Source organism: Escherichia sp. WS547 (genome assembly GCF_046486065.1).
Taxonomy (GTDB): domain Bacteria; phylum Pseudomonadota; class Gammaproteobacteria; order Enterobacterales; family Enterobacteriaceae; genus Escherichia; species Escherichia coli.
This window is the reverse complement of sequence record NZ_JBJQMA010000010.1, coordinates 105,454-131,830: the sequence shown is the minus strand read 5'-3', so window position 1 is coordinate 131,830 and position 26,377 is coordinate 105,454. Positions and strand designations below refer to the sequence as shown.

The window sequence follows — 26,377 nt, the reverse complement described above, 5'->3', positions numbered from 1 at the left end:
CCCAAATGATATACATGTCGTTAACATAATATTAACTCATCATACCAGCTTGATAATTACCCAACGAAAAGGTTGCGAAGCGCGTCACTATTTATTTTTATCTTTACCGTAAGAATGCAGAAACAGCGGACCAGCCGCTGTTTCTTTTTCTTTAAAAACAAGCAATTATTCAGTTACAACTGTTTGTACTCTCGCGGGGCCGGGATTATACCAGCCCCATCCGCCGTAGCCATAGGGCCAGCCACGACCGCCATAAAACCATGGATCAATCGGCTGAGGCGGCATAATCACCTGCTGGGTTAAATGCCAACGTTTGTAACCCGTTACCTGCATCACCATAAATTTATAGGGCGTGTTGCCGATTTTGCCGTCAACCGCACCGGTGATTGGCCCAACTACCGTAACCAGTTGTCCACGGAAATCGACCGGGTCCAGAAAACCGTTCACATCAGCATAAATGCGACCGCGAGAAGGTTCTCCCAGCGTCGGTCTGGCACCGCTGTCCAGCGGTACGGTAGCAATTTCCAGGCGGGTTTTCCCTTGCTGGTTTTGTACCGCAACCACTTTGCCGCCAAAGCGAGCCTCCTGACCAACGTACAGCTGCGGCGCACTCATCACCCGAACTAAATCTTGTTGCGGCGTGCGACTGCTGCCTTTAATGGCGTCCGGCACAGTGACACAACCGCTGAGCATTAGCGCAAACGTACCTGCCAGTATGCCTTTGATAACATTCTTTTGAACCGCCATGATGCGACTCCTTTTTTCTCAGGGCATACTCTTAAGATTCATTCTTTGCCCGGAAGTTTCTTCCATGCGACGTTGTTACGTAAATAAACCGGTTCGGCATGTTCCACCGCCACCGTTTTACTCTCGGCAAACATCTGACAAGCAATCGGCAGCATATCTTCTGCAGCGGGTAGTAACACTTCGCCATCGCACAGGGCCAAACCGCTCTCTTTACCGAGATCCGGCCAGGCTTGCCAGCCCGTCCCTACCGTCACCCATTCGCCGGAAAGCTGTTGCATCCGTTCATGAACGAGTTCAGGTTTCAGTACGGCTTCGGTTTCTTCACCGTGCCAGATACCGTTTTCATCACGCTGATATTCGGCCCAGTAAACTTCGCCCATTCGCGCGTCAATGGCTGCCAGCACGCGTGTTGCGCCGTTTTTGCGCCACGCCCCTTGCGCCATCGTCATTAGCGTGGAGACGCCAATCATCGGTAATTCCGCGCCAAGCGCCAGCCCTTGCGCGATGCCAATACCAATGCGCACGCCGGTAAAGCTACCGGGGCCGCGCCCGTAAGCCAGAGCATTTATGTCCGTCAGGGAAGTTCCACTGGTGGTCAGGATATCCTGCACCATCGGTAAGATTCGTTGAGTATGTTCACGAGGGCAAAGCTCAAAATGAGCGTTGACAGTACCGTCGTTCCACAGGGCGACAGAGCAGGCCTCTGTCGCGGTATCGATAGCCAGAATTCGCATGGGTCTTCGTGCTTAGATCAATAAAAAGGGGCGCATCATACCATACTCCGTAACAAATTACCTGGAGGATGGTATCGCAAGGAAACGAACCGCACGGGCAATGTCACGGGTGCGCGGCGCGGGCGGCAGACTGGCGAGAAACGTCGCGCCGTAAGGGCGCATCACCAGCCGATTATCGCAAATCACCAGCACGCCGCGATCGTCAGCGTCGCGAATCAGTCGCCCTACTCCCTGCTTGAGAGTAATCACCGCATCCGGCAGTTGTACTTCATCGAACGGGTCACCACCACGCAAACGGCAATCTTCCATGCGCGCTTTTAACAATGGATCATCCGGCGAGGTAAACGGCAATTTGTCGATAATAACCAATGACAATGTATCGCCACGCACATCCACCCCCTCCCAGAAACTGCTGGTTGCCACAAGAAGCGCGTTACCGGCACTGACAAATTGCTGCAACAATTGCCCTTTGCTGGTTTCCCCCTGCAATAATACGGGAAGCGTCATGGTAGCGCGGAACTGCTCGGCAAGATCGCGCATCATGGCGTGCGAGGTACAAAGCATAAAACAACGACCGTTGTTAGCTTCGATGATCGGTCGCAACATTGCCGCCAGTTGCCGTGCGGAGCCCGGTTGATTGGTTTGCGGCAGGTTGCGCGGCACACAGAGTAACGCCTGGCGGCTGTAATCAAAGGGGCTGGGTAACAGCAACGACTCTGCCTGTTCAATGCCAAGCCGCGAGGTGAAATGATGCAGATCGTCGTTCACCGACAGCGTTGCTGAGGTAAAGATCCAGCTACCGGGTTTTTGCGCCATTAACTCTTTGAATTTATCCGCCACGCTGAGCGGCGTGAGTGCCAGAGTAAAATGGCGCGAAGTGCATTCGTACCAGTAGCTGTAGCCCGGCTGATTGATCTCTTTTAGCCGTTTCAGCCGCGTACGATACAACGTGGCGCGCTCAAATGCCGCATCCAGCAAGGCGGAACGCCCCAGCGACAGTTTCGCCACGTCATAACAAAGTTCCAGGGTGTCATCGAGCAGTAAAAACGCCCGTTGAATTTGCGGATTAGCTAGCAGTTCGCGCAGGTTGCCACGATAACCAGGCTCACCGAGTTGCAGACGAAAATCCTGCGCGCTCTGGGCAAGGCGGTCGGCGCACTTTTGTAACTGCTGAGTATCTTTTAATTCGGTGCGATAGGCGATGGTGATGTCTTTTGCCAGGTCGAGCAGTTGTCTACTGGAGAGTGACTGACCAAAATACTGGCTGGCAATGTCGGGCAGTTGGTGGGCTTCGTCGAAGATCATGACGTCAGCTTCCGGGATCAGTTCGCCAAATCCACTCTCTTTCACCACCATATCCGCCAGAAAGAGATGATGGTTTACCACCACCACATCGGCGTCCATCGCTTTTTTGCGTGCTTTGACCACAAAGCAATCTTTATACATCGGGCAGTCGCTGCCAAGGCAGTTATCGTTGGTGCTGGTGACCAGCGGCCACGCCTGTGAATCTTCCGCCACGCTGACGCAGGTGCTGATATCACCATCGACTGTTTGATTAGACCAGGAGCGCAGCAGGATCACATCGCTTAAGATTTGTACCGGCAGATCGCCCCCCGCCAGCGCCTGCTGTTCGAGACGTTCGAGGCAGAGGTAGTTTGAGCGCCCTTTCAGCAACGCCACGTTGCCCGTATATTTCAACGCCTTTGAAACCGTTGGCAAATCGCGGCTGTAGAGCTGATCCTGCAACGCTTTTGAACCGGTCGAGATAATGACTTTCTTTTTCGCCCGCAGCGCAGGGGCCAGGTAAGCGTAGGTTTTGCCCGTACCGGTTCCGGCTTCCACCACCAGCGGCTGGCCTTTTTCTATCGCCTGGGTGACGGCTACCGCCATCTGTCGCTGTGGTTCTCGCGGCTTAAAGCCCGGTATCGCTTTCGCCAACTGACCGTCTGGTGCAAAATCGTCCGTCACACTACCCCCTGTTGATTTGAACAGGGATTATGTCAGGATGAGGGCGCTTTCGCCAGTTGAAGTGGTGACGGCGACCTCACATTGTGGCAGTCTTTGCAGCACGAAAATGGAAGGATAATGAGGACAAAATGATGACTATCGTTCGTATCGATGCTGAAGCCCGCTGGTCTGATGTAGTAATCCACAACAACACGCTCTACTACACTGGTGTACCGGAAAACCTCGACGCCGATGCCTTTGAGCAAACCGCCAACACGCTGGCGCAGATTGACACCGTGCTGGAAAAACAGGGCAGCAATAAATCGAGCATTCTGGATGCCACCATTTTCCTGGCCGATAAAAACGACTTCGCGGCGATGAATAAAGCGTGGGATGCCTGGGTTGTCGCGGGTCATGCGCCGGTGCGCTGCACGGTACAAGCGGGTTTGATGAACCCGAAGTATAAAGTTGAAATTAAGATTGTGGCTGCAGTGTAAGCTTTATCGAAGCATAATAAGTCAGACGATAATTTATCGATAATACTGGTCGGTTTTGCATAAATCGACCAGAGATTAAGTTATTACTGTTGATGCTCCTGCTAATTCATTATTTATTTTTATAATTTCAATTTCATCTATAAAACTAGCTATATAAATAAACATAACCATGCCGTTGTGTTCGCCCTTTGATTAGCAACTCTGGTTTTCTTTCTTAGCTGAACAATCTGGTTATAGCGTGCGGACTGACCGTTAATTTTCTCCCTCTTACTGGATAACACACCATGAGCTGCTACCTTTAAAACACCTGAATGTCAACAGGTTAACTCGTGCCATATCGTTATAATCCCTTTGATATTAGATGCAAATTAAGGTCATATATAGCCTTATCGATAACATGGTTAATTTTAAGGATAAGAATATGCCTGCTGTAATAGATAAAGCCCTGGATTTCATTGGTGCCATGGATGTATCAGCACCAACACCAAGTTCGATGAATGAAAGCACGGCGAAGGGAATCTTTAAATATTTAAAAGAACTGGGAGTACCCGCGAGCGCCGCCGATATTACGGCGCGAGCTGACCAGGAAGGCTGGAACCCGGGGTTCACGGAAAAAATGGTTGGATGGGCAAAAAAAATGGAGTCTGGTGAACGCATTGTGATTAAAAATCCTGAATACTTTTCAACATATATGCAGGAAGAACTAAAAGCACTGGTCTGAGTTAAATTTACATCAGCATAAATGGGTCAGGACGCTTTTAATCACATATGAAAAGCGTCCTTTTTCTCACAATCAAATAATCATCGGCTTGTATAACGAAAGCGATACGGATTAGTGTGTTACTCGTCTTCATCCTCAAAACGCGCCACGATTCGCTCGCCGGAGTGGTTGGCACGCAGCTCTTCTGCCACCAGCGCGATTGCCTGGCCGCTGCTCATCCCTTGTGCCATCAGTTCCTGGATCCGCTCGACAGCTTTTTGCTGCTGTTCATGGGTGAGTGAAGGTAAACCTGCAAACATTGTTAACTCCTGCTAAATTGTTGGCGCTAATTATTTCATGCTACCCGGCACATAGCCAGTAGAGTCAGGACTGATGAAGACGTTATCTCCCGCTGTGATTACTTTACCCTGGCGTCAGGACGCCGCTGAATTTTATTTCTCCCGCTTAAGCCACCTGCCGTGGGCGATGCTTTTACACTCCGGCTATGCCGATCATCCGTATAGCCGCTTTGATATTGTGGTCGCCGAGCCGATTTGCACTTTAACCACTTTCGGTAAAGAAACCGTTGTTAGTGAAAACGAAAAACGCACAACGACCACTGATGACCCGCTACAGGTGCTCCAGCAGGTGCTGGATCGCGCAGACATTCGCCCAGCGCATAACGAAGATTTGCCATTTCAGGGCGGCGCGCTGGGGTTGTTTGGCTACGATCTGGGCCGCCGTTTTGAGTCACTGCCAGAAATTGCGCAGCAAGATATCGTTCTGCCTGATATGGCAGTGGGTATCTACGACTGGGCGCTGGTTGTTGACCACCAGCGTCAAACAGTTTCTTTGCTGAGTCATAATGATGTCAATGCCCGTCGGGCCTGGCTGGAAAGCCAGCAATTCTCCCCGCAGGAAGATTTCGCGCTCACTTCCGACTGGCAATCCAATATGACCCGCGAGCAGTACGGCGAAAAATTTCGCCAGGTACAGGAATATCTGCACAGTGGTGATTGCTATCAGGTGAATCTCGCCCAGCGTTTTCAAGCGGCCTATTCTGGCGATGAATGGCAGGCATTCCTTCAGCTTAATCAGGCCAACCGCGCGCCGTTTAGCGCTTTTTTACGCCTTGAACAGGGCGCGATTTTAAGCCTTTCGCCAGAGCGGTTTATCCTTTGTGATAATAGTGAAATCCAGACCCGCCCGATTAAAGGCACGCTACCACGCCTGCCCGATCCTCAGGAAGATAGCAAACAAGCAGAGAAACTGGCGAACTCCCCCAAAGATCGCGCTGAAAATCTGATGATTGTCGATTTAATGCGTAATGATATCGGTCGTGTTGCCGTAGCAGGTTCGGTAAAAGTACCAGAGCTCTTCGTGGTGGAACCCTTCCCTGCCGTGCATCATCTGGTCAGCACCATAACGGCGCAACTACCAGAACAGTTACACGCCAGCGATCTGCTGCGCGCAGCTTTTCCTGGTGGCTCAATAACCGGGGCTCCGAAAGTACGGGCTATGGAAATTATCGACGAACTGGAACCGCAGCGACGTAATGCCTGGTGCGGCAGCATTGGCTATTTGAGCTTTTGCGGCAACATGGACACCAGCATTACTATCCGCACGCTGACTGCCATTAACGGACAAATTTACTGCTCTGCGGGCGGTGGAATTGTCGCCGATAGCCAGGAAGAAGCGGAATATCAGGAAACTTTTGATAAAGTTAATAAGATATTACGCCAACTGGAGAAGTAAGACGTGGAATACCGTAGCCTGACGCTTGATGATTTTTTATCGCGCTTTCAACTTTTGCGCCCGCAAATTAACCGGGAAACCCTAAATCATCGTCAGGCTGCCGTGTTAATCCCCATCGTCCGTCGACCGCAACCGGGGTTGTTGCTGACTCAGCGTTCGATTCATCTGCGTAAACACGCTGGACAAGTGGCATTCCCTGGAGGCGCAGTCGATGACACGGACGCATCAGTTATCGCCGCTGCGCTGCGCGAAGCTGAAGAAGAGGTCGCTATACCGCCTTCCGCCGTTGAAGTTATCGGCGTGCTGCCGCCCGTCGATAGCGTAACTGGCTATCAGGTAACCCCGGTGGTCGGCATTATCCCGCCCGATCTGCCGTATCGCGCCAGTGAAGATGAAGTCTCGGCGGTGTTTGAAATGCCGCTCGCCCAGGCATTACATCTGGGTCGTTATCACCCTTTAGATATCTACCGCCGTGGCGATTCACATCGGGTATGGCTGTCCTGGTACGAACAGTATTTTGTATGGGGAATGACCGCAGGCATTATTCGTGAACTGGCGCTGCAAATTGGTGTGAAACCCTGACTATACTTATCTTTACATCTACAAAACACTACTTGAGACAATCATCGCAATATTAGTTAAATCGCGGTTTTTGATTAGTTTAATTCATGTGAATAGTTAAGCCAGTCGCCGCGTTCCCTCTTACACTATGCGCTGTTATTAGTTCGTTACTGGAAGTCCAGTCACCTTGTCAGGAGTATTATCGTGATTAGTCTATTCGACATGTTTAAGGTGGGGATTGGTCCCTCATCTTCCCATACCGTAGGGCCTATGAAGGCGGGTAAACAGTTCGTCGATGATCTGGTCGAAAAAGGCTTACTGGATAGCGTTACTCGCGTTGCCGTGGACGTTTATGGTTCACTGTCGCTGACGGGTAAAGGCCACCACACCGATATCGCCATTATTATGGGTCTTGCAGGTAACGAACCTGCCACCGTGGATATCGACAGTATTCCCGGTTTTATTCGCGACGTAGAAGAGCGCGAACGTCTGCTGCTGGCACAGGGACGGCATGAAGTGGATTTCCCGCGCGACAACGGGATGCGTTTTCATAACGGCAACCTGCCGCTGCATGAAAACGGTATGCAAATCCACGCCTATAACGGCGATGAAGTCATCTACAGCAAAACTTATTATTCCATCGGCGGCGGTTTTATCGTCGATGAAGAACACTTTGGTCAGGATGCTGCCAACGAAGTGAGCGTGCCGTATCCGTTCAAATCTGCCACCGAACTGCTCGCGTACTGTAATGAAACCGGCTATTCGCTGTCTGGTCTCGCTATGCAGAACGAACTGGCGCTGCACAGCAAGAAAGAGATCGACGAGTATTTCGCGCATGTCTGGCAAACCATGCAGGCATGTATCGATCGCGGGATGAACACCGAAGGTGTACTGCCAGGCCCGCTGCGCGTGCCACGTCGTGCGTCTGCCCTGCGCCGGATGCTGGTTTCCAGCGATAAACTGTCTAACGATCCGATGAATGTCATTGACTGGGTAAACATGTTTGCGCTGGCAGTTAACGAAGAAAACGCCGCCGGTGGTCGTGTGGTAACTGCGCCAACCAACGGTGCCTGCGGTATCGTTCCGGCAGTGCTGGCTTACTATGACCACTTTATTGAATCGGTCAGCCCGGACATCTATACCCGTTACTTTATGGCAGCGGGCGCGATTGGTGCACTGTATAAAATGAACGCCTCTATTTCCGGTGCGGAAGTCGGTTGCCAGGGCGAAGTGGGTGTTGCCTGTTCAATGGCTGCTGCGGGCCTTGCCGAGCTGTTGGGCGGTAGCCCGGAACAGGTTTGTGTGGCAGCGGAAATTGGCATGGAGCACAACCTCGGTCTGACCTGTGACCCTGTTGCAGGGCAAGTTCAGGTGCCGTGCATTGAACGTAACGCCATTGCGTCAGTCAAGGCGATTAACGCCGCGCGGATGGCCCTGCGTCGCACCAGTGCACCGCGCGTCTCGCTGGATAAGGTCATCGAAACGATGTACGAAACCGGTAAGGACATGAACGCTAAATACCGCGAAACCTCACGCGGTGGTCTGGCAATCAAAGTCCAGTGTGACTAATACTTCTTACTCGCCCATCTGCAACGGATGGGCGAATTTATCCCCGCTTTCTCGTCTGCTGTAATATTCCCCACTACACTTCCACTGTTGCGTCAGGCGTTTGTCGCCATACGCTTACAGGGTGGCCCGCATGCAAAAAGCACAACGGATCATTAAAACCTATCGCCGTAATCGAATGATTGTTTGTACGATTTGCGCACTCGTTACGCTCGCTTCGACCCTGAGCGTGCGATTTATTTCACAGCGTAACTTAAATCAACAACGGGTAGTACAATTCGCCAATCACGCTGTAGAGGAATTAGATAAAGTACTGCTTCCCCTACAGGCAGGTAGCGAAGTCTTGCTTCCGCTGATTGGTCTGCCCTGCTCTGTCGCCCATTTGCCATTACGTAAACAGGCGGCAAAACTCCAAACTGTGCGATCCATTGGCCTGGTGCAAGACGGCACACTTTATTGCTCCAGCATTTTTGGTTATCGCAATGTGCCCGTCGTGGACATTCTGGCTGAACTTCCTGCACCGCAACCACTTTTACGCCTGACGATCGACCGTGCCCTGATTAAAGGCAGTCCGGTTTTGATTCAATGGACACCTTCAGCGGGCAGTAGCAATGCTGGGGTCATGGAGATGATTAACATCGACTTACTGACGGCAATGCTCCTTGAGCCACAACTGCCGCAAATCAGTAGCGCCAGCCTGACGGTGGGCAAACGGCATTTGCTCTATGGTAATGGGCTGGTAGATTCCCTTCCGCAACCTGAAGACAATGAAAACTATCAGGTTTCTTCGCAACGCTTTCCTTTTACCATTAACGTTAATGGTCCGGGGGCTACGGCGCTGGCATGGCACTATCTTCCAACACAATTACCGCTGGCGGTGCTGCTAAGTTTACTGGTGGGCTACATCGCCTGGCTGGCGACCGCTTACCGAATGAGCTTTTCCCGCGAGATCAATCTGGGCCTGGCGCAACATGAGTTCGAATTGTTCTGCCAGCCTTTGCTTAATGCGCGCAGCCAGCAATGTATTGGTGTAGAGATTTTGCTGCGCTGGAACAATCCACGTCAGGGCTGGATTTCACCGGATGTGTTTATTCCTATCGCGGAAGAACATCATTTAATTGTGCCACTGACCCGCTATGTGATGGCAGAAACCATCCGTCAGCGGCATGTTTTCCCAATGAGTAGTCAGTTTCATGTTGGCATTAACGTCGCACCCAGCCATTTTCGCCGTGGTGTGCTGATAAAAGATCTCAATCAGTACTGGTTTAGCGCTCACCCGATTCAGCAACTGATCCTCGAAATCACCGAACGCGATGCCTTACTGGATGTGGATTATCGGATTGCCCGCGAGCTGCATCGTAAAAACGTCAAACTGGCGATTGATGACTTCGGCACCGGCAACAGCTCGTTTTCCTGGCTTGAAACATTACGTCCTGACGTGCTGAAAATTGATAAGTCATTTACCGCAGCTATAGGTTCTGACGCGGTTAACTCGACGGTGACCGATATCATCATCGCACTGGGGCAAAGACTGAATATTGAACTGGTGGCGGAGGGTGTGGAAACGCAAGAACAGGCGAAATATTTGCGCCGTCATGGCGTCCATATTTTGCAAGGGTATTTGTACGCACAGCCGATGCCACTATGTGATTTTCCCAAATGGCTGGCGGGCAGCCAACCGCCGCCCGCCCGGCATAATGGACATATCACACCCATTATGCCGTTACGTTAACGCTTACTCATCTTCATCGTGCGCCGGTTGCTCTTTAACAATGCGAACCAGATCAACACGATAATCATTGGCTTCAATGATGGTGATATGCAGTGGCCCTACATCAATCACATCGCCCACACGGGGAATGTGACCATTTGCCGAGATCACGAGGCCCGCGACCGTCGCGATATCATCGTCATCGGCAAGGTGCTCAACATCAAGCGCCTGCTGCAAGGCATGCAAATCTGTACCGCCTTTTACCAGCCAGCCGTCACCATCGGTAATGATTTCCGGCGTTTCGTCAGCGTCCGGGAATTCACCCGCAATGGCTTCCAGCACATCCAGCGGCGTGACCAGACCTTGTACCACACCAAACTCGTTGGTCACGATAACAAAGCTCCCGCGAGCACGACGCAGCACGCCCAGCAGGTTGATCGGATCGAGGGTTTCAGGGACGATAATCGCCGGAGACGCCGAAGCAATCGCCGCCACATCAACGCCCTCTTCCAGCGCCACCAGCAGTTCTTTAGCACGTACGATTCCGATGATTTCATCCAGTTCACCGCGACATACCGGGAACAGGCTGTGCGGTGAGGAGAGCAGCTGCTCGCGGATTTCATCGACCCCGAGATTAGCGTCAACCCAGCTTATTTCACCGCGCGGCGTCATGATCCCGCGCAGAGAACGCGACGCCAGCGTGAGTACGCCGTTAATCATGTAACGTTCTTCTTCGGCAAACGCACCTTCCGGGATCGGCATCGGCATCGGGTTATCGGCATCGTGCTGAACATTGGCCTGACGTTTCCCGCCCATCAAACGCAGGATGGCATCGGCAGTACGCGCTCGCAGCGGCAAAGTCGACTGGTGACGAATAAAGTTGCGACGCGCAATCTGGTTAAACACTTCGATGATGATCGAGAAGCCAATCGCGGCATACAGGTAACCTTTCGGAATGTGGAAACCGAAACCTTCTGCCACCAGACTCAGACCTATCATTAACAGGAAGCTCAGACAGAGCACCACCACCGTGGGATGCTGGTTAACAAATCGCGTCAGCGGTTTCGATGCCAGCAGCATAACCGCCATCGCAATCACTACCGCCGCCATCATCACTGGCAGATGGTTAACCATCCCTACTGCCGTAATTACCGCATCCAATGAGAAGACGGCGTCAAGGATGACAATCTGTGTGACGACCACCCAGAAACTGGCGTAGCCTTTACCGTGGCCGGAATCATGATCGCGGTTTTCCAGCCGTTCATGCAGTTCGGTTGTTGCTTTGAACAGCAAGAATATCCCCCCGAACAACATAATCAGGTCGCGTCCGGAGAAGGAGAAATCCATGACGGTAAATAGCGGTTTGGTCAGCGTGACCATCCATGAAATCAGCGACAGCAGCCCCAGACGCATAATCAGCGCCAGTGATAATCCCAGCAAACGCGCTTTATCGCGTTGTTTTGGCGGCAGTTTGTCAGCAAGAATGGCGATGAAGACCAGGTTATCGATACCCAGCACAATTTCGAGAACAACAAGCGTGAGTAGCCCCGCCCAAATTGAGGGGTCCATTAAGAATTCCATGACAAGCTCCTGCTTAAGGAATAGCTATTCGACGCCAGAAATAATGCAGGCGTAACGACAAAATGCAAACGAAAGGTGCGGCATAGAGTGCCAGAAAGGCAGGCGTTAAAAGGCCTGATGCTGAAATGACGTCGGTGACGATCCATACTGCGGGCTACTGCCCTATACTCCATGGTTGTTAAACGGGAGTTAAACATATCAGAGACGCCTCTGATTTGGCAAAGATTTACCTTCCTTTGCAAACGAATGTGACAAGGATATTTTACCTTTCGAAATTTCTGCTAATCGAAAGTTAAATTACGGATCTTCATCACATAAAATAATTTTTTCGATATCTAAAATAAATCGCGAAATGCAGGGGTTTTTGGTTGTAGCCCTTATCTGAATCGATTCGATTGTGGACGACGATTCAAAAATACATCTGGCACGTTGAGGTGTTAACGATAATAAAGGAGGTAGCAAGTGACCATTGCTATTGTTATAGGCACACATGGTTGGGCTGCAGAGCAGTTGCTTAAAACCGCAGAAATGCTGTTAGGCGAGCAGGAAAACGTCGGCTGGATCGATTTCGTTCCAGGTGAAAATGCCGAAACGCTGATTGAAAAGTACAACGCTCAGTTGGCAAAACTCGACACCACTAAAGGCGTGCTGTTTCTCGTTGATACATGGGGAGGCAGCCCGTTCAATGCTGCCAGCCGCATTGTCGTCGACAAAGAGCATTATGAAGTCATTGCAGGCGTTAACATTCCAATGCTCGTGGAAACGTTAATGGCCCGTGATGATGACCCAAGCTTTGATGAACTGGTTGCGCTGGCAGTAGAAACAGGCCGTGAAGGCGTGAAAGCTCTGAAAGCCAAACCGGTTGAAAAAGCCGCGCCAGCACCCGCTGCCGCAGCACCAAAAGCGGCTCCAACTCCGGCAAAACCAATGGGACCAAACGACTACATGGTTATTGGCCTTGCGCGTATCGACGACCGTCTGATTCACGGTCAGGTCGCCACCCGCTGGACCAAAGAAACCAATGTCTCCCGTATTATTGTTGTTAGTGATGAAGTGGCTGCGGATACCGTTCGTAAGACACTGCTCACCCAGGTTGCACCTCCGGGCGTAACAGCACACGTAGTTGATGTTGCCAAAATGATTCGCGTCTACAACAACCCGAAATATGCTGGCGAACGTGTAATGCTGTTATTTACCAACCCAACAGATGTAGAGCGTCTCGTTGAAGGCGGCGTGAAAATCACCTCTGTTAACGTCGGTGGTATGGCATTCCGTCAGGGTAAAACCCAGGTGAATAACGCGGTTTCGGTTGATGAAAAAGATATCGAGGCGTTCAAGAAACTGAATGCGCGCGGTATTGAGCTGGAAGTCCGTAAGGTTTCCACCGATCCGAAACTGAAAATGATGGATCTGATCAGCAAAATCGATAAGTAACGTATTGTGTTGATTATCACTCAGTTTTCACACTTTAGTCTTACGTAAACAGGAGAAGTACAATGGAGATTACCACTCTTCAAATTGTGCTGGTATTTATCGTAGCCTGTATCGCAGGTATGGGATCAATCCTCGATGAATTTCAGTTTCACCGTCCGCTAATCGCGTGTACCCTGGTGGGTATCGTTCTTGGCGATATGAAAACCGGTATTATTATCGGTGGTACGCTGGAAATGATCGCGCTGGGCTGGATGAACATCGGTGCTGCAGTTGCGCCTGACGCCGCTCTGGCTTCCATCATTTCTACCATTCTGGTTATCGCAGGTCATCAGAGCATTGGTGCAGGTATTGCACTGGCAATCCCTCTGGCCGCTGCGGGCCAGGTACTGACCATCATCGTTCGTACTATTACCGTTGCTTTCCAGCACGCTGCGGATAAGGCTGCTGATAACGGCAACCTGACAGCGATTTCCTGGATCCACGTTTCTTCTCTGTTCCTGCAAGCAATGCGTGTGGCTATTCCGGCCGTCATCGTTGCGCTGTCTGTTGGTACCAGCGAAGTACAGAACATGCTGAACGCGATTCCGGAAGTGGTGACCAATGGTCTGAATATCGCCGGTGGCATGATCGTGGTGGTTGGTTATGCGATGGTTATCAACATGATGCGTGCTGGTTACCTGATGCCGTTCTTCTACCTCGGCTTCGTAACCGCAGCATTCACCAACTTTAACCTGGTTGCTCTGGGTGTGATTGGTACTGTTATGGCAGTGCTCTACATCCAACTTAGCCCGAAATACAACCGCGTAGCCGGTGCGCCTGCTCAGGCAGCTGGTAACAACGATCTCGATAACGAACTGGACTAACAGGTGAGCGAAATGGTTGATACAACTCAAACTACCACCGAGAAAAAACTCACTCAAAGTGATATTCGTGGCGTCTTCCTGCGTTCTAACCTCTTCCAGGGTTCATGGAACTTCGAACGTATGCAGGCACTGGGTTTCTGCTTCTCTATGGTACCGGCAATTCGTCGCCTCTACCCTGAGAACAACGAAGCTCGTAAACAAGCTATTCGCCGTCACCTGGAGTTCTTTAACACCCAGCCGTTCGTGGCTGCGCCGATTCTCGGCGTAACCCTGGCGCTGGAAGAACAGCGTGCTAATGGCGCAGAGATCGATGACGGTGCTATCAACGGTATCAAAGTCGGTTTGATGGGGCCGCTGGCTGGTGTAGGCGACCCGATCTTCTGGGGAACCGTACGACCGGTATTTGCAGCGCTGGGTGCCGGTATCGCAATGAGCGGCAGCCTGTTAGGTCCGCTGCTGTTCTTCATCTTGTTTAACCTGGTGCGTCTGGCAACCCGTTACTACGGCGTAGCGTATGGTTACTCCAAAGGTATCGATATCGTTAAAGATATGGGTGGTGGTTTCCTGCAAAAACTGACGGAAGGGGCGTCTATCCTCGGCCTGTTTGTCATGGGGGCATTAGTTAACAAGTGGACGCATGTCAACATCCCGCTGGTTGTCTCTCGCATTACTGACCAGACGGGCAAAGAGCACGTTACCACTGTCCAGACTATTCTGGACCAGTTAATGCCAGGCCTGGTACCACTGCTGCTGACCTTTGCTTGTATGTGGCTACTGCGCAAAAAAGTTAACCCGCTGTGGATCATCGTTGGCTTCTTCGTCATCGGTATCGCTGGTTACGCTTGCGGCCTGCTGGGACTGTAAGACTGTTGTACACTACCGGGGCCTTTTGGCCCCGTTTTTTTATCTGGAGGATTAATGACAATCACGGACCTGGTACTGATTCTTTTCATCGCCGCACTCCTGGCCTTCGCGATCTACGATCAGTTCATCATGCCCCGCCGTAACGGCCCCACTCTGCTGGCAATTCCTTTGCTCCGGCGTGGTCGCATCGATAGCGTTATCTTCGTCGGATTGATTGTCATTCTTATCTATAACAACGTCACGAATCATGGCGCGCTAATAACAACATGGTTATTAAGTGCACTGGCTCTGATGGGTTTTTATATATTCTGGATCCGCGTTCCGAAGATCATCTTTAAACAAAAAGGTTTTTTCTTCGCCAATGTCTGGATTGAATATAGCCGAATCAAAGCGATGAACTTGTCGGAAGATGGCGTGTTGGTGATGCAATTAGAACAGCGTCGGCTGTTAATCCGCGTTCGAAATATCGACGATCTGGAAAAAATTTATAAGCTTCTCGTTTCAACTCAATAAGTTATCAATTTAGCCAAAGCTATGTTTAGTGTATTTTTAATAATCAGACATAGCTTAGGCTATATTACCCCTTCCCTTATTTGTTATTTATCTTAACGTTTCATTGATATATAAATCTAAATGAAAATCGTTATCAATAAAGCAATGAAATAATATATTCCAACAGTTGTTTTATATTCTCAAAATATGTTAAGGTTGCGCCCTCATTTGGGGAGTAGCCGATTTCCAGATTCCGGAAATGTACGTGTCAACATACTCGTTGCAAAACGTGGCACGTACGGACTGAACACTTTCAGTCAGGCGAGACCATATGCACATCAATCGCTATGCCTGCATGAACGCGAAAACCATCGCGGTTTGTTGTTCATGTATGCATGTTTGCTGGGGGCGATGATGTGTTTTATGGATACCCCGGTCAGGACGTTGTCATGAATATCACTGCTACTGTTCTTCTTGCGTTTGGTATGTCGATGGATGCATTTGCTGCATCAATCGGTAAAGGTGCCACCCTCCATAAACCGAAATTTTCTGAAGCATTGCGAACCGGCCTTATTTTTGGTGCCGTCGAAACCCTGACACCGCTGATCGGCTGGGGAATGGGCATGTTAGCCAGCCGGTTTGTCCTTGAATGGAATCACTGGATTGCGTTTGTGCTGCTGATATTCCTCGGCGGGCGAATGATTATTGAGGGTTTTCGTGGCGCTGATGATGAAGATGAAGAGCCGCGCCGTCGGCACGGTTTCTGGCTACTGGTAACCACCGCGATTGCCACCAGCCTGGATGCCATGGCTGTGGGTGTTGGTCTTGCTTTCCTTCAGGTCAACATTATCGCGACCGCATTGGCCATTGGTTGTGCAACCTTGATTATGTCGACATTAGGGATGATGGTTGGTCGCTTTATCGGCTCAATTATTGGGAAAAAAGCGGAAATTCTCGGTGGGCTGGTACTGATCGGCATCGGCGTCCAGATCCTCTGGACGCACTCCCACGGTTAATAAGAACGCTGCCAGAGGTGAATATTAAAGTCCGTCTGGCAGTCGAACACTTCTTTTGCTGCCAGTGTTTGCCAGACTTCTGACTTCGCACGCCAGGCAAACGGCGTCATCTGCAATAATGCGACGGCTTCGTCACCGCGAAGACGCATCGGATAACACAACTCAGCACTCTGCTGTAATGTAAAACCTTCCAGTTGTTCTGCATGAGGTGCATGAAGATGTACTTCATTGTAAATCAGCCCCTTCAGCTCCATCAAATGTCGCGGTCCCGGCGTGGCAGTAATGACCCAACCGCCAGGCTTCACTACTCGCGCTAATTCTTCTGCTTTACACGGCGCGTAAATACGTATTATGGCGTCCATACTGGTATCGGAAAACGGCAAACGGTGGCTGGAAGCAACACAAAAAGTGACCTGCGGATAGCGTTTCGCCGCCGCTTTTATCGCTACCTTCGAGACATCCAGGCCAAACGTGGTGATTTCGGGCAGCGCATCGGCAAATGCGTGTGTGTAATACCCTTCACCACAGCCAATATCCAGCACCGCTGTGGCCTTTTCATCAAGCCGTTCCCGCAGTTGGGCGACAATTGCATCACGCAGCGGCTGATAATGTCCGGCATCTAAGAATGCGCGGCGTGCTTGCATCATTTCCGCGCTGTCGCCCGGATCACGAGACCGTTTATGCTGAACGGGCAGCAGATTGACATACCCTTCTTTCGCCATATCAAACTGATGTCGCTGGGGACAGATATAGCTGTTTTTTTCACGCGAAAGAGGCTGATGGCAAAGTGGACAGGAAAACGACATGACAACTCCGGCAGGATACTAAAGGCCGCAAGTGTAACGCGAATCACGCGGCGGGCAAATATCCGAACGACTGGAGCGAAGATAAAGCAAAGTAAAAAGCCTCGCATTCGACGAGGCTTTATAGCGAGATTGAAGCGTATTCACACTTCAGATCAGTGGATTCGATCAGATAGCTGTTACGTTAACAGCTGCCGGACCTTTCTGACCGTCCTGAATTTCGAACTCAACGTTCTGACCTTCAGCCAGAGTTTTGAAACCATTACCCTGGATAGCAGAGAAGTGTACGAACACGTCTTTGCTGCCATCAGCCGGAGTAATGAAGCCAAAACCTTTAGACTCGTTGAACCACTTAACCTGACCTTTAATCTTTGCCATTTGAAAAATTCCTTAGATTGTTTTCTTCGCCCGCAGGCATAACATAGATAAAACTGACACATTACTGCATGAGGCACCAATATAAGGCTCGGCAGAGAAGCGGTATTCAACGTCAACGTGTTTACTCAGGACTTCTTTACTGAAAATGCCACACATAAACAGAACTGTACCTCGTTTAACCCGAAATCTGTTATCACATACAACGTTAATTATGGCAAGCCATTTTTAAACATGTCTCGATCAGACGCACAAATCTCGATACGTCTTCCACTTTTTTTGCACACTTATGCAACGGAATACGCGCCGATATATCATTGTGCTTAACCTTGCCAGTTCAGGCAGATACTTAAACTGACGTATTTTCTAACATAGTTCAATAAGTTCAGTTGTTCCAGGCCAGTGGGAGAAGTTATTACATAGTGCGTGCAATATCACATTTTCTGCTATGCAATGAATAAAAAGTTATATCACTTTTTCTCATAAAACAGTCAGTTAACGGCTATCGATCACCCCAAAGAGAAGTCAATCGCCAAAGGTATTGTAAATTTAAAATAAGAAAAATTGATGAATGCGCAAAAAAATCAAGAGAGAAACGTTTCGCTAATAAATAATACCACACTTAATCACAAATCCGATGTAAACATCCTAATAAATTAATGGGCTAAATATCTTTTTCTGATATCCCGTTACGCAAATAAATAATATGATAATTATTTGAAGTCAGACCAGAGTTTTAATTTGAAGCAGTTGCACCATGGCAGTGCGTATAATCAGGATGAATTGAGTAACCCTTCAACGACGGGGTTACTCAAGATTGAGGAAGGATTATCGTTCGGCGACCAGACGAATAATATCTTCGTCTTCAACCGATTTTTGACTCTCAACGGTCTTTTTATCTGCTTTCTCAGGTTCGTTTGCTTCGCACAAACGACGTAACAGAGCATTTTGACGTTTTTGCTGATCCAGCAACGCCTCAAGCAGTTCAATCTGTTCGTTAGTCCGTGAACTGGCACGATTGATAAAAAACCACAAGATGAGCCCGATAAGAAGAACCACCACCGATACAACCAAAGACGCAATGTTCATCACGCCTGAATTTACAACTTCGTTCATTTCACCACCTCTGAGTAGAGGCGCTATTCTACCACTGCTGGAGAGGAAGAAAATCTAGTGCTGAAAAAATGATATCACCACGGGATAAACTGGTTAATGGCACAAATTCCGCTGAAAAATTGTACATCCTGATCGCACATCATGTTGAATACCTGCGCCCAAAGCAGCAAGCAAGCCAACACCACGACAACCAGAACGACCCATCGAAACTTTTTCACTCCAATCTCCGTTTCACCTACCTTATGTCATTAAACTAGCATGCGTTAGTTAAACAGCGCCTAACTATGTCGATATTCGTGCTTTTTCAGAATGAGTCGCTTGCTTCAGCGCATATTGCCGCTACGATTAAGCGAACATAAAAAGAGAAGAGGTTGTAATGCGATTCATCATTCGCACAGTTATGCTGATAGCACTGGTATGGATAGGATTATTACTCAGCGGATATGGCGTTTTGATTGGAAGCAAAGAGAATGCCGCGGGATTAGGTTTGCAATGTACCTATCTGACCGCCAGAGGCACCAGCACGGTACAATACCTGCACACTAAAAGTGGTTTTCTGGGGATAACAGATTGCCCGTTGTTACGTAAAAGCAATATTGTGGTCGATAATGGTTAAGGGTAATAAATAACCAGATTCTCACTCATGAGTAAAATATTCTTATCGCAAGTGCGTTTAATATAACGCCACCTTCAACTTTATTTTTCTCATGCTAAATAAAGAACCTGTCTGTTTGATATTCAGACAGGTTCTTACTCTCATCAGAATGGATAGTCGTGATAACCCATTTGGGCAGAAATTTTGCGCGCCGCGGTATGCAACATTGCGACATATTCCTGTAAACGCTCTTCGGAGAAACGCAACGTCGGGAAGGAGATGCTCAGACCGGCAATGACCACGCCAAAGCGATCAAATACCGGAACCGCAATGCAACGCAGTCCTTCTTCCTGCTCTTCGTTATCTTCGCCATACCCCTGCTCGCGCACCTGGTCCAGAACGGGTAATAACGATTCTGTACTGGTGATGGTCCGTTCGGTACTGCGTTTATACTCCACGCCCTCAAGAATTTGCTTCACTTCATCGCGATCGCGCCATGCCAGCAGTACCTTACCAATTGCGGTGCTGTACAGCGGATTACGACGCCCAATCCGTGAATACATGCGCAAATTGTACATAGAGTCAATTTTGTGAATGTAAACAATACTGTCTTCGTCCAGTGCGCCGAGGTGGATAGTTTCTTTGGTCAGGCGGGAAATCTCACGCATCTGGATATCTGCGCTACGAATTAAATCGACGTTTTGTAACGCGCGAGCGCCCAGTTCAAACAATTTCAGGGTCAGGGAATATTTCTCCGACTCCCCTTCCTGCGCCACATAACCTAAGGTTTTCATGGTCTGTAAAAAGCGATAAACGGTGCTTTTTGACATCATGACGCGCTGCGACAGCTCGGTTATCCCTATTTCGCGCTCTTCACCCAGCGCCTGCAAAATGCCAAAAACTTTCAGCACGGAAGATACAGAATCAGGCTGTTTATCCAGATCTGCGTTAGCCATTTATCACCTCATTGCGAGTGTTTTATAAAAATCAGAACTGTTTTTTATTATAATTTCGCACCAGGGTGGTCGCAATCCATCTTTTGCCGGTTAGTTACAATTCTGCGACATCCACCGTGAATATCAGTGCTAGAATCATACCCCTGTTGATTATTCACCAAAGATATAAAATTCCTATGCCAAAAGTTCAGGCCGACGGCCTGCCATTGCCCCAGCGATACGGTGCGATATTAACCATTGTGATTGGTATTTCGATGGCTGTCCTTGACGGCGCAATCGCCAACGTCGCCCTGCCAACAATCGCCACGGACCTTCATGCCACGCCAGCCAGTTCCATCTGGGTAGTGAACGCCTATCAAATCGCCATTGTCATCTCCCTGCTCTCATTTTCGTTTCTGGGCGATATGTTTGGCTATCGACGTATTTATAAATGCGGTCTGGTCGTTTTTCTGTTGTCTTCACTGTTCTGCGCCCTTTCTGATTCGCTGCAAATGCTCACCCTTGCGCGTGTCATACAAGGTTTCGGCGGTGCAGCGTTGATGAGCGTTAATACCGCACTTATCCGCCTGATCTATCCACAACGTTTTCTGGGTAGAGGGATGGGCATAAACTCGTTTATTGTTGCCGTTTCTTCTGCTGCCGGGCCGACAATTGCTGCAGCAATCCTCTCCATCGCATCCTGGAAATGGTTATTTTTAATCAACGTACCGTTGGGTATTATCGCCCTGCTTCTGGCAATGCGTTTTCTGCCACCCAATGGTTCTCGCGCCAGTAAACCCCGTTTCGACCTGCCCAGCGCCGTGATGAACGCGTTAACCTTCGGCCTGCTTATCACTGCGTTGAGTGGTTTCGCTCAGGGGCAATCGCTGACATTGATTGGTGCGGAACTGGTGGTAATGGTTGTCGTTGGTATTTTCTTTATTCGCCGCCAGCTTTCTCTTCCCGTACCGCTGCTACCGGTGGATTTACTGCGTATCCCGCTGTTTTCACTTTCTATTTGCACATCTGTTTGCTCTTTCTGCGCACAAATGCTGGCAATGGTTTCCCTGCCCTTTTACCTGCAAACCGTGCTCGGGCGTAGTGAAGTCGAAACAGGTTTACTTCTGACACCGTGGCCGTTAGCAACGATGGTGATGGCTCCGCTGGCAGGCTATTTGATTGAACGCGTACATGCAGGATTGCTGGGTGCTTTAGGATTATTCATCATGGCTGCGGGGCTTTTTTCCCTGGTTCTGCTGCCCGCGTCACCTGCGGATATCAATATTATCTGGCCGATGATCTTATGTGGCGCTGGATTTGGCTTATTTCAGTCACCCAATAACCACACCATTATTACCTCCGCTCCGCGCGAACGTAGCGGTGGGGCCAGTGGCATGTTAGGGACGGCTCGTCTATTGGGTCAGAGTAGTGGCGCGGCGCTGGTGGCGCTGATGCTAAATCAGTTTGGTGATAATGGTACTCACGTCTCGCTGATGGCTGCGGCTATTCTGGCAGTGATTGCTGCCTGTATCAGTGGGTTACGTATCACTCAGCCAAGATCCAGGGCATAAAAAAAGCGCGTCGAGCAGGACGCGCTTTTTAGTATTTACTTCATATTACTTCAGGTATTCACCCGTACGCAGAGCTTCAATACGTTTATCCAGCGGCGGGTGAGTCATGAACAACTCACTGAGCGATTTCGACTTACCGTTAATACAGAAAGCCATCATGCTGGTTGCTTCTTGCGGTTCATAGCTGGTTTTCAGGCGCTGCAGCGCGGCAATCATTTTCTCGCGACCAACCAGTTTTGCCGAACCGGCATCAGCATGGAATTCACGATGACGCGAGAACCACATGGTGATAATGCTCGCCAGAATACCAAACACCAGTTCCAGAACCGTTGCAACCGCAAAGTAGATCAGCGGGTTGCCGTTGCTCTCTTCACCTTCATCACGATTTCCGCCCATAAAACCCGCGGCAAGCTGCGCCAGAATACGGGAAATAAAGATAACGAAGGTGTTCACCACGCCCTGAATCAGCGTCATGGTGACCATATCACCATTGGCGATGTGGCTGATTTCATGAGCAATTACCGCCTCGGCTTCATCCGGGCTCATGTTCTGCAGCAAACCGGTGCTGACAGCAACCAGAGAGGCATCACGGCGCGCACCGGTTGCAAAAGCGTTGATGTCCGGCGCATGGTAGATAGCCACTTGCGGCATAGCGATCCCCGCCTGACGAGCCTGGGTTGCTACAATATTGACCAGCCAACGTTCCCTTTCGTTACGCGGTTGCTCGATCACTTCCCCGCCAACAGATCGTAATGCCATCCATTTGGACATCAGAAGCGAAACGAAGGAACCACCAAAACCGAACAGCAAGGCCATGATCATCAGCCCCTGAACGCTGCTCGACTGTATCCCTGTCAGGCTCAGTACCAGCCCGAAAACGACCATTACGGCCAGGTTCGTTAGCAGGAAGAGCGCGATTCGCATCATAATTTTCTTTTTACCTCAGTTTAACAAAACGCAATATGCGATACCCACATCGTATGGGTTACGCGACTATTTTCAAGTCTGGATAGTGCGTAAGTCACCAGAAAGACACAACTTTACATTTTGTAGCATCTGATTTACGGCATCTTGCCGCTGTTAAAAAATCAGGCACAATTTCTTGTGCCTGATTGATATTACTTGACGGGAGCGGGTTGTTCCGCGGGTCTGGCTTTTTCAAGCTTCGCCAGATCGAGTGCGATATTCACCGTCTCATCCAGATAAGGATCCGGCTCCTGGTAATCTTTCGGTAGATCATCCAGTTTCTTCAACTCCGGTTTACCTTCGCGTTTAAAGCGTTCGTTCAAACGCGCCAGACGCGTCGCATCATCTTCATTATTCTCTTTCTCACGCACAGCGTAATTCAGAGAAACGATATTGCGCTTGTCCTTCATAGCGTTGAAGCGCGCGATATCCTTCATGATGTTCTGGAACTCAGGATCTTTCGCGATACGCGCATTATGTTCCTTCAGCAGCTCCGGTCCAAAGGCCGTCAAATCTCCCGATTTCACATAGGTCGCGGCATCGATGCTATCCCACGGCAGCGCGTTATCTTCGAATTTCTCACCGGTTTCCGTTTCTTCATTACCCGTCGGCATGATGATGTCTGGCGTTACGCCTTTACGTTGCGTACTGCCGCCGTTAACGCGATAGAATTTCTGGATCGTGTACTGCACAGAACCCAGCGCTGGCCATTCAGGACGTAACATCTGATCGTAAATACGGTTCAATGAACGGTATTGCTGAACGGTGCCTTTACCAAACGTCGGTTCACCCACAACCAGCGCACGACCGTAATCCTGCATTGCCGCGGCAAAGATTTCTGAAGCCGAAGCACTGAAGCGGTCAACCAGCACCACCAGCGGGCCTTTATAGAAAACCTGCCCATCGGTATCGCTGTCTTCACGAACTTTACCGTTGTTATCACGGACCTGAACAATCGGACCGGATGGAATGAACAGACCGGAGAGCGATACCGCTTCAGTCAACGCCCCACCGCCATTGCTACGCAGGTCGATGATGACACTGCTGACATTCTGTTTTTCCAGTTTCTGCAACTGCACTTTGACATCGTCTGTCAAACCCACATAGAAACCTGGAATATCCAGAACGCCGACTTTCTCTTTACCGACGGTCTTCACCGACATTTTAACCGCACGGTCTTCGAGGCGAATACGTTCACGGGTCAACGTTACAGTACGGGTCTTGGTCCCTTTACCAGCAGGTAAAATTTCCAGACGAACTTTACTGCCCTTCGGCCCTTTAATTAAGGCAACCACATCATCAAGACGCCAGCCAATCACGTCAACCATCGGCTTGCCTGTTTGACCAACACCGACAATTTTGTCACCAACGCTGATAGCTTTACTCTTCGCTGCCGGACCACCTACCACCATCGAATTGATAACGGTGTAGTCATCATCCATTTGCAGCACTGCGCCAATACCTTCCAGCGACAAACTCATTTCAGTGTTGAACTGTTCGGTATTACGCGGGGAAAGATAGTTGGTATGCGGGTCGATTTCACGCGCAAACGCCGTCATTGCCAGCGAGAAAACATCTTCGCTGTTGGTTTGCGCCAGACGACGAATGGCAAATTTGTAGCGGCGAGTCAGGGTTTCACGAATTTCTTTATCCGTTTTTCCTGCCAGCTTCAGGCTTAACTCGTCGAATTTGACTTTACTGTCCCACAGCGCGTTCAACTCAGCCTCGTTTTTCGGCCATGGCGCTTTGCTGCGGTCAAGGTTATAAGTGTCGTTGCCGGTAAAATCCATCGGCTTTTCCAGTACCGACAAAGCGTACTGGTAACGCTCAAAACGGCGCTTTTGCGCCAGATTGTAGAGATCGTAGAAAACGTCGAGTTTTCCTGAACGCAGTTCATCACCTAACTCGGTTTTCTTTTTCGCGAACTGTTCAACATCGCTTGCCAGCAGCACGTTGTGGCTGTAATCGAGCAGATTCAGGTAGCGGTCAAAGATTTTGGCCGAAAATGCCTGATCGAGGTCGAACTGGCGATAATGAGAACGGGTGAAGCGCGACGTTACGCGCTCACTCACCGTCGCATGCTGCGTCTCTTCCTTTAATACCGGAATTTGATCAGCACGCGTGATATCTTCTACAGCGAAGGTCTGGCCTGCTATTGCAAGCAGGCCAGCTAACGCGGTAAGCCTAAAAAACATGTTCATGCCTGGCCCGGCCTCCGTTTCAGAACACCAGGTGTTCTGCGCGCACAATCAAAGACATACCCGAATTCAGCTGGACGCGGACGCCGTCTTTGGTGATTTCTAATACGGTGGCATCCATCGCGTTTTGACCCGCTTTCACCTTCAGGGCTTGTCCGACAGTCAGAGCTGAAATGTCAGAAACCGGGGTGTGCTGTTCTTCGCGAGGTGCTTTTACTGTTTTTGGCGCTTTCTCTACCGGCTTTTGCGCACGAGGTTTACGTTCAGCGCCTTCTTTGCGGCGTGGCGTGGTCGGACGTGGCTTGCGTTCGCGGCGCGGTGCGTCTTCTTTCTCACCAGCAGCTGCGGCAGCTTCGCGTTTTTTCGCTTGCTGCTCAGCACGCTGTGCCTGAACACGCGCTTTCGCTTCTTCAAGCTGCTTGCGAGCATGCTCTACATGTTGCTCGTCCAGCTCACCGCATGGGTTGCCGTCAAGATCGACACGCGTTGCGCCGGGTTTAACACCGTAAAGATAACGCCAGCTCGAAGTGTAGAGACGTAAAGCGGATCGCAATTGCGTTTTGCTCAGGTTCATTTCCCCGGCAACACGATCGACCAAATCCTGAAAAATACCGATTTTCAGCGGACGCGCTTCACCTTCCGCACTGAAACAGTGGGGAAAACGTTCGGCCAGAAACGCGATTACTTCTTTACTGCTATTCAACTTAGGTTGATTTTCCATGAAATTTCCTGATTACAACGGACGTAGCCAACAAGCGCAGGCATGAACAGGCGTCATTATAATGACGCTACCAGTAAATGCTACGTTATCCGTTGATTATCCTGCGACGCTCGCAAAGAATTTTTTGTAATCCGTCGTTGCAAGCACTTTTTCAAGCTGTGCCACAAGCTGACGTAAGCCTTGCTCGTCCTCGTCTGTAAAGCGACCGAAGACGGTACTATCGATGTCGAGAACACCAATAATCTGATTTTTCACCACCAGCGGCAGAACAATTTCAGAATTACTCGCCGCATCACAGGCAATATGCCCGTCAAACGCGTGAACATCCTCGATACGCTGCACTTGATTGCGGGCAACCGCAGTGCCGCACACCCCGCGCCCGACGGGTATCCGGACACAGGCAATTTTGCCCTGAAATGGTCCGAGTACCAGTGTATCGTCCTCAAGCAAATAAAAACCTGCCCAGTTTACGTCAGTGAGACGCTCGTATAACAACGCACTGGTGTTCGCAAGCGTTGCCAGAAAACTGGTTTCTCCTGCCATCAGCGCGTTAAAGTCGCGATTTAAATCCGCGTAAAATTCTGTTTTGTTCATTATATAATCACTTGGTTGTCTTACCTGGAACTGCC

General features: G+C 49.9%; 29 protein-coding genes. 13 read left to right on the top strand and 16 right to left on the bottom strand.

Features of this window, described 5'->3' with window-relative positions; genetic code table 11:
• Window positions 1-165: 165 nt before the first annotated feature.
• Genes yeaY through ACJHWK_RS11565 form a run of 3 tightly spaced genes read right to left on the bottom strand, consistent with a single transcriptional unit; the run spans window position 166 to window position 3,449 of the window.
• The gene (gene yeaY / locus ACJHWK_RS11575) at window positions 166-747 is read right to left on the bottom strand and encodes a Slp family lipoprotein YeaY (protein WP_001520692.1); all 582 of its coding nucleotides are present in this window, start codon (window positions 745-747) and stop codon (window positions 166-168) included.
• 38 nt (window positions 748-785) lie between these two features.
• Window positions 786-1,481 carry a tRNA (adenosine(37)-N6)-threonylcarbamoyltransferase complex dimerization subunit type 1 TsaB gene (gene tsaB / locus ACJHWK_RS11570; protein WP_001220972.1) on the bottom strand — a complete coding sequence of 232 codons (696 nt, stop codon included), beginning with the start codon at window positions 1,479-1,481 and terminating at the stop codon, window positions 786-788.
• A 57-nt stretch (window positions 1,482-1,538) separates the two neighbouring features.
• The gene (locus ACJHWK_RS11565) at window positions 1,539-3,449 is read right to left on the bottom strand and encodes an ATP-dependent DNA helicase (protein ID WP_000128847.1); all 1,911 of its coding nucleotides are present in this window, start codon (window positions 3,447-3,449) and stop codon (window positions 1,539-1,541) included.
• Window positions 3,450-3,580: 131 nt separating this feature from the next.
• Here ACJHWK_RS11565 and ACJHWK_RS11560 point away from each other — a divergent pair, with 131 nt between their 5' ends.
• Together ACJHWK_RS11560 and ACJHWK_RS11555 are read left to right on the top strand one after the other, a co-directional pair.
• On the top strand, window positions 3,581-3,925 hold the full coding sequence (locus ACJHWK_RS11560; protein ID WP_014639208.1) for a RidA family protein: 345 nt from the start codon (window positions 3,581-3,583) through the stop codon (window positions 3,923-3,925).
• 421 nt (window positions 3,926-4,346) lie between these two features.
• Complete coding sequence (locus tag ACJHWK_RS11555; RefSeq protein ID WP_001111989.1) at window positions 4,347-4,646, top strand: DUF1889 family protein; 300 nt, start codon at window positions 4,347-4,349, stop codon at window positions 4,644-4,646.
• A gap of 119 nt (window positions 4,647-4,765) precedes the next feature.
• Here ACJHWK_RS11555 and ACJHWK_RS11550 read toward each other — a convergent pair whose 3' ends face one another.
• Window positions 4,766-4,945, bottom strand: coding sequence for a YoaH family protein (locus ACJHWK_RS11550; RefSeq protein WP_000457334.1), 180 nt, complete (start codon window positions 4,943-4,945; stop codon window positions 4,766-4,768).
• A gap of 73 nt (window positions 4,946-5,018) precedes the next feature.
• Here ACJHWK_RS11550 and pabB point away from each other — a divergent pair, with 73 nt between their 5' ends.
• The 4 genes from pabB to ACJHWK_RS11530 all read left to right on the top strand — a co-directional run bounded on the left by pabB (window position 5,019) and on the right by ACJHWK_RS11530 (window position 10,239).
• The gene (gene pabB / locus ACJHWK_RS11545; protein WP_001520695.1) at window positions 5,019-6,380 is read left to right on the top strand and encodes an aminodeoxychorismate synthase component 1; all 1,362 of its coding nucleotides are present in this window, start codon (window positions 5,019-5,021) and stop codon (window positions 6,378-6,380) included.
• Between the two features lie 3 nt (window positions 6,381-6,383).
• Complete coding sequence (locus ACJHWK_RS11540; protein ID WP_000456725.1) at window positions 6,384-6,962, top strand: CoA pyrophosphatase; 579 nt, start codon at window positions 6,384-6,386, stop codon at window positions 6,960-6,962.
• A 183-nt stretch (window positions 6,963-7,145) separates the two neighbouring features.
• On the top strand, window positions 7,146-8,510 hold the full coding sequence (gene sdaA, locus ACJHWK_RS11535; RefSeq protein WP_000624292.1) for an L-serine ammonia-lyase: 1,365 nt from the start codon (window positions 7,146-7,148) through the stop codon (window positions 8,508-8,510).
• Between the two features lie 130 nt (window positions 8,511-8,640).
• Window positions 8,641-10,239 (top strand): EAL domain-containing protein, encoded by a 1,599-nt coding sequence (locus ACJHWK_RS11530; RefSeq protein ID WP_001520696.1) that lies wholly within the window; start codon window positions 8,641-8,643, stop codon window positions 10,237-10,239.
• 3 nt (window positions 10,240-10,242) lie between these two features.
• Here the strand turns inward: ACJHWK_RS11530 and yoaE are convergent, their stop codons facing one another.
• Window positions 10,243-11,799 (bottom strand): CNNM family cation transport protein YoaE, encoded by a 1,557-nt coding sequence (gene yoaE, locus ACJHWK_RS11525; RefSeq protein ID WP_000394983.1) that lies wholly within the window; start codon window positions 11,797-11,799, stop codon window positions 10,243-10,245.
• Complete coding sequence (locus tag ACJHWK_RS11520; protein WP_001327808.1) at window positions 11,787-11,945, bottom strand: protein YoaL; 159 nt, start codon at window positions 11,943-11,945, stop codon at window positions 11,787-11,789. The genes yoaE and ACJHWK_RS11520 overlap by 13 nt, the downstream gene beginning before the upstream one ends.
• Window positions 11,946-12,261: 316 nt before the next feature.
• On the opposite strand from ACJHWK_RS11520, the gene manX reads away from it, so the two are divergent.
• The 5 genes from manX (at window position 12,262) to mntP (ending at window position 16,468) form a co-directional block, all read left to right on the top strand.
• Window positions 12,262-13,233, top strand: coding sequence for a PTS mannose transporter subunit IIAB (manX, locus tag ACJHWK_RS11515; protein WP_000150543.1), 972 nt, complete (start codon window positions 12,262-12,264; stop codon window positions 13,231-13,233).
• A 62-nt stretch (window positions 13,234-13,295) separates the two neighbouring features.
• The gene (gene manY / locus ACJHWK_RS11510; protein ID WP_000406926.1) at window positions 13,296-14,096 is read left to right on the top strand and encodes a PTS mannose transporter subunit IIC; all 801 of its coding nucleotides are present in this window, start codon (window positions 13,296-13,298) and stop codon (window positions 14,094-14,096) included.
• A gap of 12 nt (window positions 14,097-14,108) precedes the next feature.
• Window positions 14,109-14,960, top strand: a complete 852-nt coding sequence (gene manZ / locus ACJHWK_RS11505) for a PTS mannose transporter subunit IID (protein WP_000228655.1) — start codon at window positions 14,109-14,111, stop codon at window positions 14,958-14,960.
• 54 nt (window positions 14,961-15,014) lie between these two features.
• Window positions 15,015-15,473: a DUF986 family protein gene (locus ACJHWK_RS11500; RefSeq protein ID WP_000156255.1), complete on the top strand. Its 459-nt coding sequence runs from the start codon at window positions 15,015-15,017 to the stop codon at window positions 15,471-15,473.
• A 428-nt stretch (window positions 15,474-15,901) separates the two neighbouring features.
• Window positions 15,902-16,468, top strand: a complete 567-nt coding sequence (gene mntP, locus ACJHWK_RS11495) for a manganese efflux pump MntP (protein WP_170886287.1) — start codon at window positions 15,902-15,904, stop codon at window positions 16,466-16,468.
• Here mntP and rlmA read toward each other — a convergent pair.
• The 5 genes from rlmA to mgrB all read right to left on the bottom strand — a co-directional run bounded on the left by rlmA (window position 16,465) and on the right by mgrB (window position 18,980).
• A complete protein-coding gene (rlmA, locus tag ACJHWK_RS11490; protein WP_001520698.1) occupies window positions 16,465-17,274 on the bottom strand; it encodes a 23S rRNA (guanine(745)-N(1))-methyltransferase in 810 nt (269 codons plus the stop codon). The two genes, mntP and rlmA, sit on opposite strands and share 4 nt — an antisense overlap.
• Window positions 17,275-17,439: 165 nt before the next feature.
• Window positions 17,440-17,649 carry a transcription antiterminator/RNA stability regulator CspE gene (gene cspE / locus ACJHWK_RS11485; RefSeq protein WP_001062678.1) on the bottom strand — a complete coding sequence of 70 codons (210 nt, stop codon included), beginning with the start codon at window positions 17,647-17,649 and terminating at the stop codon, window positions 17,440-17,442.
• Between the two features lie 12 nt (window positions 17,650-17,661).
• Complete coding sequence (locus ACJHWK_RS11480) at window positions 17,662-17,805, bottom strand: DUF2627 domain-containing protein (protein WP_001295496.1); 144 nt, start codon at window positions 17,803-17,805, stop codon at window positions 17,662-17,664.
• Between the two features lie 669 nt (window positions 17,806-18,474).
• Window positions 18,475-18,762 (bottom strand): YebO family protein, encoded by a 288-nt coding sequence (locus ACJHWK_RS11475; protein ID WP_001006866.1) that lies wholly within the window; start codon window positions 18,760-18,762, stop codon window positions 18,475-18,477.
• A gap of 74 nt (window positions 18,763-18,836) precedes the next feature.
• Window positions 18,837-18,980 carry a PhoP/PhoQ regulator MgrB gene (gene mgrB, locus ACJHWK_RS11470; RefSeq protein WP_000714550.1) on the bottom strand — a complete coding sequence of 48 codons (144 nt, stop codon included), beginning with the start codon at window positions 18,978-18,980 and terminating at the stop codon, window positions 18,837-18,839.
• Between the two features lie 158 nt (window positions 18,981-19,138).
• On the opposite strand from mgrB, the gene ACJHWK_RS11465 reads away from it, so the two are divergent.
• A complete protein-coding gene (locus ACJHWK_RS11465) occupies window positions 19,139-19,378 on the top strand; it encodes a YobH family protein (RefSeq protein ID WP_001211011.1) in 240 nt (79 codons plus the stop codon).
• A gap of 143 nt (window positions 19,379-19,521) precedes the next feature.
• Here ACJHWK_RS11465 and kdgR read toward each other — a convergent pair whose 3' ends face one another.
• Window positions 19,522-20,313: a DNA-binding transcriptional regulator KdgR gene (gene kdgR / locus ACJHWK_RS11460; protein ID WP_001262183.1), complete on the bottom strand. Its 792-nt coding sequence runs from the start codon at window positions 20,311-20,313 to the stop codon at window positions 19,522-19,524.
• Window positions 20,314-20,489: 176 nt separating this feature from the next.
• Here kdgR and ACJHWK_RS11455 point away from each other — a divergent pair, with 176 nt between their 5' ends.
• Window positions 20,490-21,863, top strand: a complete 1,374-nt coding sequence (locus tag ACJHWK_RS11455) for an MFS transporter (protein ID WP_001590227.1) — start codon at window positions 20,490-20,492, stop codon at window positions 21,861-21,863.
• Between the two features lie 45 nt (window positions 21,864-21,908).
• Here the strand turns inward: ACJHWK_RS11455 and htpX are convergent, their stop codons facing one another.
• From htpX to msrC, 4 genes are all read right to left on the bottom strand, one after another.
• Entirely contained in the window at window positions 21,909-22,790 is an 882-nt protein-coding gene (gene htpX, locus ACJHWK_RS11450) for a protease HtpX (protein WP_000984502.1), read from the bottom strand.
• A 191-nt stretch (window positions 22,791-22,981) separates the two neighbouring features.
• Window positions 22,982-25,030, bottom strand: coding sequence for a carboxy terminal-processing peptidase (gene prc / locus ACJHWK_RS11445; protein WP_170886286.1), 2,049 nt, complete (start codon window positions 25,028-25,030; stop codon window positions 22,982-22,984).
• Window positions 25,031-25,049: 19 nt separating this feature from the next.
• Complete coding sequence (gene proQ / locus ACJHWK_RS11440) at window positions 25,050-25,748, bottom strand: RNA chaperone ProQ (protein ID WP_000431370.1); 699 nt, start codon at window positions 25,746-25,748, stop codon at window positions 25,050-25,052.
• Window positions 25,749-25,844: 96 nt separating this feature from the next.
• Window positions 25,845-26,342: an L-methionine (R)-S-oxide reductase gene (gene msrC / locus ACJHWK_RS11435; RefSeq protein ID WP_001043882.1), complete on the bottom strand. Its 498-nt coding sequence runs from the start codon at window positions 26,340-26,342 to the stop codon at window positions 25,845-25,847.
• Window positions 26,343-26,377 lie beyond the last annotated feature (35 nt).

What these genes read in the sequence shown, in the direction of transcription:
- htpX (WP_000984502.1), bottom strand. Translation starts at nt 22,790, where the DNA reads ATGATGCGAATCGCGCTCTTCCTGCTAACGAACCTGGCCGTAATGGTC.
- proQ (WP_000431370.1), bottom strand. Translation starts at nt 25,748, where the DNA reads ATGGAAAATCAACCTAAGTTGAATAGCAGTAAAGAAGTAATCGCGTTT.
- ACJHWK_RS11465 (WP_001211011.1), top strand. Translation starts at nt 19,139, where the DNA reads ATGCGATTCATCATTCGCACAGTTATGCTGATAGCACTGGTATGGATA.
- ACJHWK_RS11520 (WP_001327808.1), bottom strand. Translation starts at nt 11,945, where the DNA reads ATGGATCGTCACCGACGTCATTTCAGCATCAGGCCTTTTAACGCCTGC.
- yoaE (WP_000394983.1), bottom strand. Translation starts at nt 11,799, where the DNA reads ATGGAATTCTTAATGGACCCCTCAATTTGGGCGGGGCTACTCACGCTT.
- mntP (WP_170886287.1), top strand. Translation starts at nt 15,902, where the DNA reads ATGAATATCACTGCTACTGTTCTTCTTGCGTTTGGTATGTCGATGGAT.
- kdgR (WP_001262183.1), bottom strand. Translation starts at nt 20,313, where the DNA reads ATGGCTAACGCAGATCTGGATAAACAGCCTGATTCTGTATCTTCCGTG.
- prc (WP_170886286.1), bottom strand. Translation starts at nt 25,030, where the DNA reads ATGAACATGTTTTTTAGGCTTACCGCGTTAGCTGGCCTGCTTGCAATA.
- ACJHWK_RS11555 (WP_001111989.1), top strand. Translation starts at nt 4,347, where the DNA reads ATGCCTGCTGTAATAGATAAAGCCCTGGATTTCATTGGTGCCATGGAT.
- msrC (WP_001043882.1), bottom strand. Translation starts at nt 26,342, where the DNA reads ATGAACAAAACAGAATTTTACGCGGATTTAAATCGCGACTTTAACGCG.
- yeaY (WP_001520692.1), bottom strand. Translation starts at nt 747, where the DNA reads ATGGCGGTTCAAAAGAATGTTATCAAAGGCATACTGGCAGGTACGTTT.
- ACJHWK_RS11560 (WP_014639208.1), top strand. Translation starts at nt 3,581, where the DNA reads ATGACTATCGTTCGTATCGATGCTGAAGCCCGCTGGTCTGATGTAGTA.
- rlmA (WP_001520698.1), bottom strand. Translation starts at nt 17,274, where the DNA reads ATGTCGTTTTCCTGTCCACTTTGCCATCAGCCTCTTTCGCGTGAAAAA.
- manZ (WP_000228655.1), top strand. Translation starts at nt 14,109, where the DNA reads ATGGTTGATACAACTCAAACTACCACCGAGAAAAAACTCACTCAAAGT.
- ACJHWK_RS11530 (WP_001520696.1), top strand. Translation starts at nt 8,641, where the DNA reads ATGCAAAAAGCACAACGGATCATTAAAACCTATCGCCGTAATCGAATG.
- cspE (WP_001062678.1), bottom strand. Translation starts at nt 17,649, where the DNA reads ATGGCAAAGATTAAAGGTCAGGTTAAGTGGTTCAACGAGTCTAAAGGT.
- ACJHWK_RS11480 (WP_001295496.1), bottom strand. Translation starts at nt 17,805, where the DNA reads ATGTGTGGCATTTTCAGTAAAGAAGTCCTGAGTAAACACGTTGACGTT.
- pabB (WP_001520695.1), top strand. Translation starts at nt 5,019, where the DNA reads ATGAAGACGTTATCTCCCGCTGTGATTACTTTACCCTGGCGTCAGGAC.
- manY (WP_000406926.1), top strand. Translation starts at nt 13,296, where the DNA reads ATGGAGATTACCACTCTTCAAATTGTGCTGGTATTTATCGTAGCCTGT.
- ACJHWK_RS11550 (WP_000457334.1), bottom strand. Translation starts at nt 4,945, where the DNA reads ATGTTTGCAGGTTTACCTTCACTCACCCATGAACAGCAGCAAAAAGCT.
- tsaB (WP_001220972.1), bottom strand. Translation starts at nt 1,481, where the DNA reads ATGCGAATTCTGGCTATCGATACCGCGACAGAGGCCTGCTCTGTCGCC.
- ACJHWK_RS11500 (WP_000156255.1), top strand. Translation starts at nt 15,015, where the DNA reads ATGACAATCACGGACCTGGTACTGATTCTTTTCATCGCCGCACTCCTG.
- ACJHWK_RS11455 (WP_001590227.1), top strand. Translation starts at nt 20,490, where the DNA reads ATGCCAAAAGTTCAGGCCGACGGCCTGCCATTGCCCCAGCGATACGGT.
- ACJHWK_RS11475 (WP_001006866.1), bottom strand. Translation starts at nt 18,762, where the DNA reads ATGAACGAAGTTGTAAATTCAGGCGTGATGAACATTGCGTCTTTGGTT.